The organism is Raoultibacter phocaeensis (assembly GCF_901411515.1).
Lineage (GTDB): Bacteria > Actinomycetota > Coriobacteriia > Coriobacteriales > Eggerthellaceae > Raoultibacter > Raoultibacter phocaeensis.
On record NZ_CABDUX010000001.1, the window covers coordinates 1,761,516 to 1,774,943 of the forward strand.

At 58.7% G+C, this 13,428-nt stretch carries 14 protein-coding genes; 13 read left to right on the forward strand and 1 reads right to left on the reverse strand.

Going from position 1 to position 13,428, the window contains the following annotated elements:
* Window positions 1-26: 26 nt before the first annotated feature.
* The 8 genes from FJE54_RS07020 (at window position 27) to FJE54_RS07055 (ending at window position 8,052) form a co-directional block, all read left to right on the forward strand.
* A complete protein-coding gene (locus tag FJE54_RS07020) occupies window positions 27-1,133 on the forward strand; it encodes an S-methyl thiohydantoin desulfurase family protein (RefSeq protein WP_139651977.1) in 1,107 nt (368 codons plus the stop codon).
* Window positions 1,126-2,679: a hydantoinase/oxoprolinase N-terminal domain-containing protein gene (locus tag FJE54_RS07025; RefSeq protein ID WP_139651978.1), complete on the forward strand. Its 1,554-nt coding sequence runs from the start codon at window positions 1,126-1,128 to the stop codon at window positions 2,677-2,679. Before FJE54_RS07020 ends, FJE54_RS07025 begins: the two co-directional genes overlap by 8 nt.
* A 241-nt stretch (window positions 2,680-2,920) precedes the next feature.
* On the forward strand, window positions 2,921-3,226 hold the full coding sequence (locus FJE54_RS07030; protein WP_139651979.1) for a type II toxin-antitoxin system RelB/DinJ family antitoxin: 306 nt from the start codon (window positions 2,921-2,923) through the stop codon (window positions 3,224-3,226).
* A 13-nt stretch (window positions 3,227-3,239) separates the two neighbouring features.
* The gene (locus FJE54_RS07035) at window positions 3,240-3,575 is read left to right on the forward strand and encodes a type II toxin-antitoxin system PemK/MazF family toxin (protein WP_218971897.1); all 336 of its coding nucleotides are present in this window, start codon (window positions 3,240-3,242) and stop codon (window positions 3,573-3,575) included.
* Between the two features lie 315 nt (window positions 3,576-3,890).
* A complete protein-coding gene (locus tag FJE54_RS07040) occupies window positions 3,891-4,211 on the forward strand; it encodes a GntR family transcriptional regulator (RefSeq protein WP_255467262.1) in 321 nt (106 codons plus the stop codon).
* An 11-nt stretch (window positions 4,212-4,222) separates the two neighbouring features.
* The gene (locus tag FJE54_RS07045; protein WP_139651982.1) at window positions 4,223-5,146 is read left to right on the forward strand and encodes a slipin family protein; all 924 of its coding nucleotides are present in this window, start codon (window positions 4,223-4,225) and stop codon (window positions 5,144-5,146) included.
* 486 nt (window positions 5,147-5,632) lie between these two features.
* Window positions 5,633-7,240 carry a molybdopterin-dependent oxidoreductase gene (locus FJE54_RS07050; protein ID WP_139651983.1) on the forward strand — a complete coding sequence of 536 codons (1,608 nt, stop codon included), beginning with the start codon at window positions 5,633-5,635 and terminating at the stop codon, window positions 7,238-7,240.
* A gap of 14 nt (window positions 7,241-7,254) precedes the next feature.
* Window positions 7,255-8,052, forward strand: a complete 798-nt coding sequence (locus FJE54_RS07055) for a molybdopterin-dependent oxidoreductase (protein ID WP_139651984.1) — start codon at window positions 7,255-7,257, stop codon at window positions 8,050-8,052.
* 126 nt (window positions 8,053-8,178) lie between these two features.
* Here the strand turns inward: FJE54_RS07055 and FJE54_RS07060 are convergent, their stop codons facing one another.
* Window positions 8,179-8,460, reverse strand: coding sequence for an Ig-like domain-containing protein (locus FJE54_RS07060; protein WP_139651985.1), 282 nt, complete (start codon window positions 8,458-8,460; stop codon window positions 8,179-8,181).
* Between the two features lie 144 nt (window positions 8,461-8,604).
* Between FJE54_RS07060 and FJE54_RS07065 the strand changes: the two genes are divergently transcribed.
* From FJE54_RS07065 to FJE54_RS07085, 5 genes are all read left to right on the forward strand, one after another.
* Window positions 8,605-9,258, forward strand: a complete 654-nt coding sequence (locus tag FJE54_RS07065) for a 4Fe-4S dicluster domain-containing protein (protein ID WP_139651986.1) — start codon at window positions 8,605-8,607, stop codon at window positions 9,256-9,258.
* A 64-nt stretch (window positions 9,259-9,322) separates the two neighbouring features.
* Window positions 9,323-10,303: an NrfD/PsrC family molybdoenzyme membrane anchor subunit gene (gene nrfD / locus FJE54_RS07070; RefSeq protein ID WP_139651987.1), complete on the forward strand. Its 981-nt coding sequence runs from the start codon at window positions 9,323-9,325 to the stop codon at window positions 10,301-10,303.
* A gap of 35 nt (window positions 10,304-10,338) precedes the next feature.
* Window positions 10,339-10,857 (forward strand): twin-arginine translocation signal domain-containing protein, encoded by a 519-nt coding sequence (locus tag FJE54_RS07075; RefSeq protein ID WP_180326617.1) that lies wholly within the window; start codon window positions 10,339-10,341, stop codon window positions 10,855-10,857.
* 12 nt (window positions 10,858-10,869) lie between these two features.
* Complete coding sequence (locus FJE54_RS07080; RefSeq protein ID WP_139651988.1) at window positions 10,870-12,522, forward strand: FAD-binding protein; 1,653 nt, start codon at window positions 10,870-10,872, stop codon at window positions 12,520-12,522.
* Between the two features lies 1 nt (window position 12,523).
* The gene (locus FJE54_RS07085; protein WP_139651989.1) at window positions 12,524-13,303 is read left to right on the forward strand and encodes a hypothetical protein; all 780 of its coding nucleotides are present in this window, start codon (window positions 12,524-12,526) and stop codon (window positions 13,301-13,303) included.
* Window positions 13,304-13,428 lie beyond the last annotated feature (125 nt).

A 13,428-nucleotide genomic window follows, 5' to 3' on the forward strand; every position in this document is an offset into this window, starting at 1 on the left:
GCGGGCTTTGCATGAAAGGACACCATATGAGAGAGTTGGGCGTACAGGAAATCGAGGACATCGCCTTAGGCGCGGCGCTTTTGGGCGCGGGGGGCGGAGGCGATCCGTATATCGGCAAGCTCACTGCCATCGGCGCGGTGAAGGAGTGCGGACCGGTCAAGATGATCGGCATCGACGAGGTGCCCGACGGGGCTTTCATCATGCCCGCAGCTTCCATGGGGGCTCCTTCGATTCTCGCGGAGAAAGGCGTGGGAGCTAACGAGTTCGCGCAGCTCTTCGATATGATCTCGCGGTTCTACGGCAAGGAGATTTACGCCACGATGCCCATCGAGGCGGGCGGTGTGAACTCGATGCTGCCGATCGCCGCAGCGGCGCGCTTGGGCATTCCGATGGTCGATGTGGACGGCATGGGCCGTGCGTTTCCCGAACTGCAGATGGTCACGTTCACGATCGGCGGTGCATCGGCTACCCCGATGGCCTGGATCGACGAAAAGGGAAACAAGGGCATACTGTCCACCATCACGAACAAGTGGACCGAGAACATCGCCCGTTCGGTGACTACCGAGTGCGGCGGCACGCTGACCATCTCGCTGTTCTGCATGGATGCAGAGACGCTGCGGAAATACGGCGTTCACGGCATCGTAACCCGTTCCGAGGAGATCGGGCGCGCCATCCGTCTTGCGAAGGACAACGCGGGTGATAAGACGCCCGAGGAGTACTTCCTCGATTTCGTGGGCGGGCACCGTCTGTTTAAGGGAAAGATCGCCGACGTGCTGCGCGAGGTGCGCGGCTCGTTCAACTTCGGCAAGGTCGTGCTCGAGGGCATCGGCGACTGCAAGGGCAGCGAGGCGTATGTGGAGTTCCAAAACGAGAACCTCTGCGCCGTCGTGGATAATGAGATCCTCGCAACCACGCCCGACCTCATCTGCCTCGTCGACACCGAGACGTTCCGGCCCGTTCCCACCGATGCGCTCAAATACGGCAAGCGTGTGCTCGTCGTGGGGCTCGAGTGCTTCCACCTGTGGCGCACGCAGGCGGGTCTCGATCTGGTGGGACCGCGCTATTTCGGCATCGACACCGACTACATTCCCGTGGAAGAGCGCGCGTACGCGAAAGGGGGCCGTCATGTATAAACTCGGTATCGACGTAGGCGGCACGAACACCGACGCCGTTCTGATCGACGAGGATCTTTCCGTCGTCGCGGCGGTGAAGTATCCCACATCGAAGGACATCACTGCCGGCATCATGGGCGCTATGGATGCGGTGCTCGAGGAAAGCGGCATCGACCGTGCCCAGATCAAACAGGCCATGCTCGGCACGACGCAGTGCACGAACGCCATCGTGGAGCGCAAGGGCCTCGCTCCCATCGCAGTGCTGCGCATCGGCGCGCCTGCCACGGTGGGCATTCCCCCTATGGTCGATTGGGCCGATGACATCCGTGCGGTGAGCGTAGCCGAAACCATCATCGAGGGCGGGTTCGAGTACGACGGCAAGCGTTTGGCGGCATTCGACGAAGCGGCGTGCCGTGCGTTCTTCGAAGGCGTCAAGGGCAAGGTGGAAGCCGTTGCGATTTCGTGCGTGTTCTCGACCGTGCGCAACGACGACGAATTGCGGGCTGCCGAGATCGCCACTGAGGTGTTCGGAGATGCGGTGCACGTGTCGATTTCGAGTGAAATTGGCTCGATGGGCCTGATCGAGCGCGAGAACGCAACCATATTGAATGCGGCGCTCTACGATGTGGCCAAGCGGTTTACGGAAGGGTTCGCGCAAAGCCTCGCCGACAAGGGCGTTGTGAACGCCGACGTGTACCTGTCGCAGAACGACGGCACGCTTATGACTATGGAGTACGCGCGCCGCTATCCGATCTTCACGATCGCCTGCGGCCCCACGAATTCCATCCGCGGGGCGAGCTACCTTTCCCGCATGGACGATGCGATCGTCATTGACGTAGGCGGCACGACGACCGACCTCGGCGTACTCGCGCACGGTTTCCCGCGTGAGAGCGGGGTTGCGGTGACCATCGGCGGTGTGCGCACGAACTTCCGCATGCCCGACGTCGTGTCCATCGGCCTCGGCGGCGGCTCGATCGTGCGCGAGTACGAGGACGGCTCGGTGAGCGTCGGCCCCGATTCGGTGGGTTATGAGATCACGAGTAAAGCGCTCGTGTTCGGCGGCGACACCTGCACGGCGACCGACATCGCGGTGCGCCTCGGCATGGCCGAGGTGGGGGATGCGGCGCTCGTCGCGGGCATCTCCAAGGATCTGGCAAAGCGTGCGATGGCGGCTATTCGCGAGCTGGTGGAAGAGGGCATCGACGTCATGAAGGTGACGAGCGACGATATCGACGTCGTGTTGGTGGGCGGCGGTTCGATCGTGCTGCCGACCGATCTGGCCGGTACGGCGAAGGTGATGAAGCCCGAACATTCCGGATGCGCGAACGCCATCGGCTCGGCCATCTCGAAGGTGAGCGGCACCTACGAAGCCCTTGTCGATTACGACGAGGTTCCGCGTGACGAAGCGCTCGAGCGCGCACGCAAGGCCGCCATCGAAGAGGCGGTTGCGGCGGGAGCTGTGCGCGACACGGTGGAGATCATCGACATCGAGGACGTGCCGCTTGCGTACTATCCGGGACACACGAACCGTGTGAAGGCGAAAGCTGCGGGGGATTTGGGAAAGTAAGACGCGCTTGGCGCGTACCGGTGGGCAGCGGGTTCGGGAAGCCGCAGGGCGCATCCGCCGCGACGGCCACCTTGCGCACGGTGCAGGCAAGCGAGAACAGCGGGTTCGGGCGCATGGTGTCCGAACCCGCTTTTGCGCAACGGGGGATGCCGGATGCAAGTCTTTTCATGCGTGATGTTTCTCTGAATGAAGAAGAAACGGGGTATAATGGGTATATAATAGGTGCTAAAAGGAGGTAAAAATGGCTACTACGAAGCTTGTCTCTAATGTCGATGAAGACGTCAAAGAACGTGCAGCTCGCCTCTACGAATCTCTCGGTATGACCTTGAGCGGGGCCGTCAATGTGTTTCTTCGGCAATCCATACGTGAGGGGGGTATGCCGTTTCGTCCCACAACCGTTCCTGGCGGGGGAGTTGCAAAAGCAATGCCTATGGATTCTGACGGCTATCCAGTGCTCGGTATCGACTGGGATGATCCCTGCATTCGCTACCCTAAAATTCAAAACGGGGTCGTGATGCTCCCTTCCGAGCGGGATGACGGTGAGTAATGTGCGAGATCCAATGGCTTTCGAGGTGTGGTGGGTTCCGTTTGCCTTTCTCGATCGCCCGGATCACGTAAAGAATCGTCCGGCGATCATTCTCGATTGGCAAGAGGAACTGCGCCTTGCGCTCGTAACGAAAGTTACGAGCAATGTTGAGCGCGTTGAAAGCGGCTACGTATTGCTGCGCGATTGGCAGGAGGCGGGGTTGGAAAAGCCTTCCGCAGCTCGTTGCTCGCAGGTGCTGGCTATCCCTCAGAGCGTTTTTCTCGATGACGACCCCGTAGGTCGCCTCTCGCATTTCGATGCGTTCCGCATCGCCGAAGCAATCGCGTGGCTGCATCCGGGACTGCTATAGGGACGCACCGCGGCGGCTCAGAAGTTGCGATTTTTCGCAGATCCACGGCTCGCAAGGCGAATCTTCGCAAAAGTGCGAACTGAGGTCGATAACAAAGATTGCTATCCGTACCGAAGGATTAGGCTCGCTTTCGACACGCGAAACGCAGCCGTTGCCACTCGATTCGTGGAAACGGCAATCTCCCAGAGAGTTTCGCGAGATCATGCTATCATACGGATGCAAGATACTTTCAAGAGTGAGGTCTGTCGCTTGTTCGATACGCTGCGAATCAACGAGAAATCGGGAGTGCCGGTCTGGGTCCAAATCCGGAACCACATGGTATCTCTCATCAAGATGGAGCGCATCAAATCGGGCGATATTCTTCCGACCGTTCGTGAATTAGCTGCTCAGCTAGGAGTTAATTACAATACGATCCACAAGGTCTATCAGGATCTCGAGGCAGACGGACTCATTTGCTCGAGCAGGGGGAAGCGGTCGTTCGTGGCCGATGTGAACACCAACGCTTTGCAGCTCCCTGAATCTCCGGTCGATCTGGTGATCGATCAGCTGGTACGGGTTGCCGAAGAAGCAGGCGTTACCAAGCAGGATGTGCTGATCAGGGTCGAAGAGCGTTTTTCAGAACAAGCGGATAGCTAGGGGGTATTATCATGGCGAGAACCATACCTGACGAACCCGAATTCAATGCCGAGCCCGAGATTACCGACGAAGATGGCATGTTCGAGGACACGGCGACGAGCCGCTTTGGCGCGGTGCTCCTCCGGTGGCTTCTCGCGGTAGGCGTTGCGGTGCTGTTCTTCGCTGCGGCGTGGTACTTCGCTTCGATTCCGCTTGTCGTGCTCGGTATTGCGGCAGGCATCGTTTTGTTCAGCTGCGCTCATGTCGTGCTCGAGTGGGAGCGGACTGTCGTGCTCAGGTTCGGCAAATTCAACCGCGTAGCAGGTCCCGGACTCATCTTCATGATCCCCTTCGTTGAGTATTCTGCTGCGACGGTTGATTTGCGTATGAGGTCGACTGCGTTCAAGGCCGAGCACGTGCTCACTTCCGACCTCGTGCCGGTCGATGTCGATGCGGTGCTGTTTTGGATGGTGTGGGATGCGGGCAAGGCATGTTCGGAGATGCGCAATTACGAACGGCTTGTGTTCTGGATAGCTCAGACAACGCTGCGCGACGTCATGGGTGGCGTCGGTATCGCGCAGATGGGCGTGCGCCGCACACAGATCGACAAGGAGATCGCCGACATTCTCGAACGGAAAACAAGCGAATGGGGGATAACTATCGTCTCGGTGGAGATTAGGGATATCGAAATTCCCGAAGAGTTGCAGGAATCGCTCTCGGCCGAAGCGCGGGCGGAGCGGGAATACAATGCGCGCATCATTCTCGCCGAGGTCGAGAAGGAAGTGTCCGAAATGTTTGTGGATGCCGCCCGAACGTACAAGGAAGAGGATGCTGCCTTGCAGCTGCGCGCCATGAGTTTCGTGTCTGAAAGCGTGAAGGACAAAGGGGGGCTCGTAGTGATCCCAAGCGCCCTATCCGAAGCGTTCGAGGGTTTGGAAAAGATCACGAAACGCTAGGTTACCGTATCTCCTTGAGCCTCAAGGCTCCAAGCAATCAATGAAGCGCCGCGATCGGACGATGTATTCGATCACGGCGCTTGTTTTCTCCGACGACCTTTCATCGATGAGGAAACACGACAGATGCATGCGACGGGTGCGTGGCAACCCGCCCTTAGGACGTTCTTCCTATTATCCTTAAAAAAGAATCATACGATACTACGATAAGTATCATGTATTTGTATGATATATGATATTATATCGATGGAAAATCAGTGGACAGGATGCAAACGGGCTTGCGTTTTAGAGCGGAATCGTATCCAAAACACTGGGAAATGTGCGTTTAGGCTCTCTTCTCACCTGCGGTTCTTCTCGCGGCGAACCGAAGGGCACCGATCGGAAGCTGCTATCCGATCCGCTGAGAAAAGCCGGAAGATGGACAAGGGGGAGGATGCGACGAGAATTCATCTTTTTTGTTTGTTGTGAACGCATACGGGAAGGAGAGAAATGGAAGGGATGAAGCACTTCATCGCGAATCGAAAGATTCAGCTATCCACGGTGGCGATCGCTCTCGCTCTTTTCGCCATGGTAGGCTGCTCTCATGCGGCTACGGTGAACGAGGAGGCTGCCGAGACACCTGAGACGGGAGCGGCGACGGTTGACTACGCCGCCGAGGGAAGATACAAGGACAACGTCGCGGAGTTTCCGAGCGGCATCAATCAGAACCTCGATGCGGAGAATGCAGAGAAGAACGTACCGTTCAGCTACGTCGACCGCAACGGCTTTACGGTTCAGCCTGTTCCGAGCGACGATAAGGGCTGGAACATCAGCTACCTGAACGCCGACGACCGCGGGTGTACCTCGTGCCATACGCTTGAGGATGCGCTCATGATGATGGATACGTACCATGGAACCATTTTCAGCGGTTATCCGACGGAGATAACGGTATCCACCTGCTTCGCATGTCACATCTGGGCGAATCCGCTGCGTACGAGCATCCATGGGACGCACTTGGGCAACGACTTATTCGAGAACAGGGGCGGTACCTGCGATTCGTGCCACTATGTTGACGAGAACGGCGATTTCACACGCTGGGATTACGAAAAGTACAACCTGTACCAAGGTATCACCGATGTTGCGGCAAGCGAGGCCGACCTTTCGGTGACCTACGATCAGGATACCGTAACCGAACTCGACGACGTGTTCTACAAGAGCATCAAGCAGTACGGCGATTTCTATCCGAGCAACTGGCGCACCGACGACAGCTTCATGGATCCCGAGCTGTTCGACAACTGGGTGTTCACGGTCGGCGGCGAGGTCGAGAACCCGATCTCGATGACGCTTCCCGAGCTCGTCGAGAAGTTCGGAACCGAAACCTCCGTCATGAAGCAGCAGTGCACGATCAACGGTGCGGGCAATGCCGTCATCACGCAGAACGAAGTAACAGGCGTGCCCATGCAGGCCATCATCGACTACGTCAAACCCAAGAACGGTGTAAACGCCGTCGAGTTCTTGACCGAGGATCCGTATCCCAATGTCGGCAAAACCTACAACATCCCCTTCACGGCGATGACCGAGAACGATTCGCTGCTTGTCATCGAAATGAACGGTGAAACGCTGCCGAACACCCAGGGTTATCCGTGCTCCGTTTGGACTGCGGGCGGATCGGCTGCAGGCGGCGTGTTCAAGGTGAGCACGGGCGTCAATTTCATCGAGACGACCGAAGACCTCACCGCATCGGGCTACTTCCTCGGCGGATTCGAAGATGCGGGTCTCGACGGCGCTCCTGCCGATAAACCTAACAGCGCGGTGCTCAACTACCCCTCAGGCGTTGTGCTCGAAGGAGCGGCTGGCACCGAGCTTACCCTGGAAGGCTTTGCCGATGCATTCGACGAGCCTATCCAGAAGGTCGAGTTCTCCTGGGATCACGGCCAAACGTGGACGACGCTTGAGACTCCGAACAATGATCCTCAGTACTGGACGTATTGGCGTATGAAGTTCACGCCGCCGAGCGAGGGTGCCTATCTGCTCGACATCCGTACGACGAGCATCCAGCCTGACGGAGCAGAGCGCGTGAACGGCATCAATACCCAGTTCTTGCTGAACGTGAAATAGCGGAGGTGACATTCATGGCAAACAAAAAACAGATAGCCGTCAGTGCGGTAGCAGCGACTTCGATGTTGCTCGCTGGTGCGGCTCCCGCCTTGGCGGCCACCCCGAACGATGCAGCAATCGACCAGGCGCAAAACGTTGATGCATCCATTGAGCAATCGGGTGAAAGTTCGAGCGCGTATACTGCTGCGGATGCTGCGGAGGGTCGGTTCGCGTGGGATCAGACGACCATCACGCCGAATTCCGTCATCCGCGATGTGTTTCGCACGGCGACGAATGCACTGTGCAACGCAACGACCGACTTCGCGGAGGTCAACCCCTTGCAGTGGAAGCTCTCGGTCTCCGGTGATGTCGACAACGCCTTTACGGCTACCGTCGACGAACTCGCTCAGGAGCAGGCAGTTCAGAAAACAATGACGTGCTCGTGCGGCGGTAACCCCTCCGATGGCAAAGCTATCATCACGGCCGACGTCAAGGGCATTCCAGTTTCTTATCTCGTAGGCCGCGCCGGTGCCCATGCCGACGTGAACACGATCGCTTTCATATCATCGGATGGCACGGAGGTTTCGATGCCGCTCGCGTACGTGGTGGGCCGTCACAGCGTGATTTCATTCGAGATCAACGGCGAGGACCTGTCGGCTTCGGTTGGCGGAAACAACCAGCTATGGATGGCCGGTGCTTCTGCGAACTACTTTGTGCGCGATATCACCGAGATTCGTGTTACGACCGAAGAGGTGGTTCCGCCGAATCCTGGCGAGAACAGGGAATATCCCAACAGTCCCAACGTTGGTTTGCTCTCAGCCTCGGTCGGATAGCGCCTCATCGCGTTCGCTCTGCGATTGGTTAAACAGTTCTATTCGGGGCTGATTCCCGGAGCAAAAAGGCCTCGCGTGAGCGATTTGCCACGCGAGGCCCGTTGAAAATACGATAAACGACGTGCCTTATGCCTCTACGTAGAGATCGGCGACGGCTGCTAAAGGGGTTCTCCGCCCATCTTCGGTGACGGAGCGAACCTTGAGCTGATACGTTCCCTCTTCTTCGGGTGTGTAGGTGTACGTCCAGTGGATCATGAGATCGGGGTTCGAATCGCTCGTGTCTTGCACGGCCCAGGTTTTACCGCCGTCAAGAGAGAACTCGAGAGCGACGATATGGTTGCCGTAGTCATCGGCATAACCTTCGAAGGTGACAGGTTGGCCGACTTTACCTTGGACGGGGGCGATCATGGGGCTCCTTTCGATGGGTCGGTGCGCGTGCATAAGCAATTATATACTGCGCATCGAGCACTCGGCGCACAAACGCGTTGAATGCGAAAAGCTTTGTTTCGTCGAACCAAGACGGTCAACGCTTTGTAAGAGAATGGAGAAAACATGCAAGACGATACGAGTATTCCGCGGCGTACCCTTTTGCAGGGTGCTGCCGTGCTTGGCGTGTCGGCTCTCGCGGGCGGCGCGTTGGCCTTGCCGCATGATCAGGCTTTGGCGCAAGACGGGAAAGGCTCTGCTGCGGTTCAAAGCGGCGACCAGTACGGTTTTCTGGTCCGCACGTCGAACTGTGTCGATTGCCAAGAGTGCGTGCAGGCATGCCGCCGTGCTAACAACACGCCCGAAAACGTACCAGCGCGCCGAACGGTAACGCAGTATACGACCGCTTCGAGCCAGACCGTGTACGTTTCCACCGGATGCATGCACTGTGCAGAGCCCGCGTGTGCGACAGTGTGCCCTGCCCGCGCGATAACCAAGGGCGACGGCGGCGTCGTATCGGTCGATCCCGATCGCTGCATCGGATGCAAGTACTGCTACCAGGCGTGTCCTTTCAGCGTCCCTCATTATACGTCCGTAGGTATGGACAAATGCGATTGCTGCCTTTCTGCGGGCGTCGCGTTAGGTGAGAAGCCCTATTGCGTGAGGGCATGCAAATTCCGTGCACTGCACTACGGCACGCTCGAGGAGCTTATGGCTGGATCGGGCGGAAGAGCAAAGCAGATCGATTCGCCCACGGGCCCTTCGTATTTGCTGCAATAGGCGCGTACGGATCGTGATGCAGATGAAACGGTATGTGCTCGATAAGCAAACGAGGAGGTAATCGATGGCTGAATTGCAATCGGTTTGGGGGTGGCAGCCAGCCCTGTATTTGTTTCTGGGAGGCATGGGCGCAGGCGCGTTCGTGACGGCTGCCGTGCTGTATTTCTACGATCGAAAGAACAACGAGAAAACGATTTGCATAGCAGCGTGGGCGGCAACTATCAGTTTGGTCGTCGGGTTGCTGCTGCTTTTGTCCGAGTTGACGAATCCGCTGCGCGGCATGCTTTTATGGCAGAGCTTCAGCAACGGATCGTCGTGGATGACATTCGGCGCGTGGGCGGTGTTTGCGGCCGTTATCGTGTTCGGGCTCATGGCTCTGCTGACAACGGGTAAATTTGTAGCGGTGCTCACCAAAAAATGGAAGAAGGCTTCGAAAAGGCTGAAAACAGCGCGCACCGTCCTTGCGGTTTTGGGTATCGTGCTGGGTCTTGTCGTGGCGGTGTACACAGGCGTGCTTCTCATGTCGGCGCCGGGGGTACCTTTGTGGAATACGCTTCTGCTGCCCTGTCTGTTTACGGTTTCGGCACTCGATACGGGCGTTGCGCTCGTCGAAATCATCGCTGTTGCGCTCGGCCGCAAGCGTGCGGGAACCCCTCAATCGCATAAAGCCCATACACTGCTTAAGCGGTGCGTGATCGTTTTGGTGGTTGCTGAGCTCGTTGTGCTGTTCGTGCTTTTGAACACCATGCTCGCCGGTGGTGCCGCAAGCGCTGCGGTTGCGGCTGCAGGCAGTGCATCGGCCGAACTGCTCATCGGGGGAGCGCTTGCCCCGTACTTCTGGGGGCTTGTGGTGGCATGCGGATTGGCGCTTCCTTTGATTGCGGCTGTCGTCGGTTTGGCGATGCGTTCGAAAAGCTCCGATAGCCTTGCCGTTGTCGGTGCGGCTGGTGCCCTTCTGGGCGGGTGCGCCTTGCGGTTTTTGATTCTTATGGCAGGATTGCATGCGGATGTGGTGGCAAACGCGGTGGCGACGCTGGTGCAGTAGCGGCGTCGGATACGCGATACGGTATGGAGGAAGCCATGGAACAGCCGACGACTTCGCGCAGAACGTTTCTCAAGGTGAGTGCAGCAGTCGGATTGGGGGGTCTGGGCACCGCGGTGTTGGGATCGTGCACATCGGGTCAATCGGAGCCTTCGAGACCGGCTGCACTGGAAGAGATATCCTGGGACGGCGCCTTCGACGTCGTCGTGGTCGGCTTCGGCGCGGCCGGGGCCGCTGCGGCCATTTCGGCTGCGGAAAGCGGTGCGAGCGTCCTTGTCACCGACAAAGCGCCCGAAGGCAGCGAAGGCGGGAACAGCAGGTACAGTTCCCAGCTCTTCGTTTCGGCAGAGGATAAGGATGAGGCCGTTGCGTATCATCAGGCGCTCTGCAGCGGGTACTCGGTGCCCGAAGACGTTGTGGATGTGTATGCCGAGGGCTTGTGCGCTCTACGGGATACGCTTATCGGATGGGGCCTCGACCCATCCGAGCTGCTCGACGTGACCGACGTGACCGACGAAGACATCAGCGTGATCGCGGCGAACCGCGAGCGCACGTAAGGAGGATGCCCCATGTGTTTTAGACCCCCGAGCGTCGATGCTGAAAGCACGATCATCTGTCCGAAGTGCGGGGCGTCGAACAGCCTCGATGCGACGAACTGCAAGAAGTGCGGCGCAAGCTTGGATGGCGTATCCGAGGATGCGCCTCCCATGCCTTCGCCTCAGGCTCCCGCGATAGCCTCTGCGGTTATCCCCGCCCTCGACAACCTCCCGCGTCTATCCGTCGATTTTCCCGAGCTGCCTGGCGCTTCGGCTATTCGCACAAACCTCATCGGCACGTCGATCAACGATGCGGCTTTGTGGCGCTTCCTCAAAAAGAGCGTGGTGGCCCGCAAGGATAGCATCGACTGCTGGTATTCGTCCCCTGTTACGGCACTTATCCAAGACCCGGACACAAAGGCAATCGTCGGTGTGGAAATCGAGCATGAGGGAAAAAAGCTCAACATCGCCGCTCGCGGCGGCGTGATCATGGCACCCGGTGGATACGAGAACAACGTTTCGTTGATTCAGCAGACCATCGATGCGCCGAAGGGGCTGCCGGTGGGAACGCTCTACAACGAAGGCGACGGCGTGCGGATGGCCCAGGCGGTCGGTGCGAAGCTCTGGCATATGAACGCGTGGAAAAGCGGAGGCGTGGGACTTGCGCCTGAAGAGGATCGCATGCGCAGCATAGGCGACTCCATCGAGTTCTTCACGACTGGGTCGGTCGTGTTGATCGGAGGAGATGCGAAGCGCTATATTGCCGAGGACCTCGAGCAGCGCCATGGGCGCGTGCTCGTTGGCGGAACGTGGGTTGTTCCCCCTCGCCCCGATACGAACGTCTTCGTGTTCGACGAGGCTCAGCGCCAGGCAATGGCGGAGGGCTCTCTTGCCAAGCCCTTTCCTAATTGGAGCGGGGATCTTGCGGCGGAAGTCGAATCGGGCAAGGTAGTCAAGTCCGATACGCTCTGGGGCATTGCGGATGCGTTTTCACTCGACGCAGCTGCTCTTTCGGCGACCATCGAGGCGTTTAACGGCGCTGCGAAATCGGGAGCGGATCCGCTCGGGCGTAAAGCCGAGGCCATGCGGGCGTTTGGCGAGGGACCGTACTATGCGGTCCGGGTATTCCCCTCCGTTGTCAGCACGAACGGGGGACCCGAGCGCACGGCTCGCGCCGAAGTGCTCGACTGCGATGATGCCCCTATACCGCATCTGTATGCCGCAGGCGAATTCGGAAGTATCATGGCACGCAACGCCCAAGGCGGCGGTAATCTTTCCGAATGCATCGTCTTCGGAAAAATCGCCGGTGAAGAAGCCGCAGCGCACAAGGACGATGCGTTCGATATCGCTTCGGACGGGTTGGCGTGCGGACCGGGATCGGGGGAGGTTTCCGTCTACGACGAAAAGCCCGATGCCGAAGGGCTCGCGTTGGGCGAGTCGATGGGGGTAGGTGAAGGTCTCGGCGGTCCACTGTGGGTGAAAGTCTCTTCGGAAGGAGGCGCCGTGCGTTCGGTAGAGGTGCTTCGCCAAAGCGAGTATGCCGACATCGGAGGTGCTGCGCTCGAAACGCTGGCAAAGAGGATGGCCGAAGCGGGCACGTTCGAAGTCGATGGAGTTGCCGGCGCTACGGTAACGAGCATGGGGTTGAAAGAGGCTGTCGAAAACGCGCTTGTCGGAGGTGAGTGACTTGGATCGAAGAAGCTTTGTTAAAGGAGCTTTTGCGACGGGGGTCGCTACGATAGGAGGAGCGCTGGCCGTCGGCTGCGGCTCGAGTTCTCCGCGCGATGCTCGGGACGCCTCAACTGCTTCCGATGGCGGATCGTCGGATCGGGATGGTACGCAGGACGCCCCCTCGCTCGATGCGGCTCAAGCGTTGCCGCCGGCCGATCCCAATCCGGAAAGCGACTTCGGCATCGATCGCGCGATCACCGTCGATACGATCGACGAATGGCTTGGTCGCGACGATGTGGCGTACCGCGATGTACGCATGCTGTTCGACCCCGCTGATTACGCCTCCATGGGGGGAGACCCCGATCTCACAGCGACTATCGAGGGTTTCAAGGTCGTTCCGTTTCCCTTTGTTGCGACGCTTCCGCCTTTGCCGGTGGCAAACGCGTACGACGGCCCTGCTGCGTGGATGGTCGAATGGGCCGAGGACGGCTCAATCGCGACTGCTGTTCCCGCGTACTGGGAATCGGAAGCACTGCTTGACGACCTGTTTCCGAAAGATAAGGCGATCTTTCTGCTGTGCGGGGCGGGCGGGTACGCAGGCCAGATGAAGCAGCTGCTCATCCACCTCGGATGGGATGCCGGGAAGGTGTACAACGTCGGGGGGTTCTGGTCGTATAAAGGCGCGCACAAAGTCGAGCTAATCGAACCGTCGAGCGATACCGATGACGGGAAACTTTGCTGTATGTGGCGCACCGAGGTTGCTCCCATCGATTTCTCGCGGATGCACGCCCGCTAGAAATCGGGCTGTATAGCGGGACAAAGCCTGCGCTTCCAGCAGACGCCATCCGTCCGTACGCTCCCGCCGCGCGCGCATCGCCGTCGCCCGAATCTCGGCGCGCGATTCTCATCATTAGCACGTTC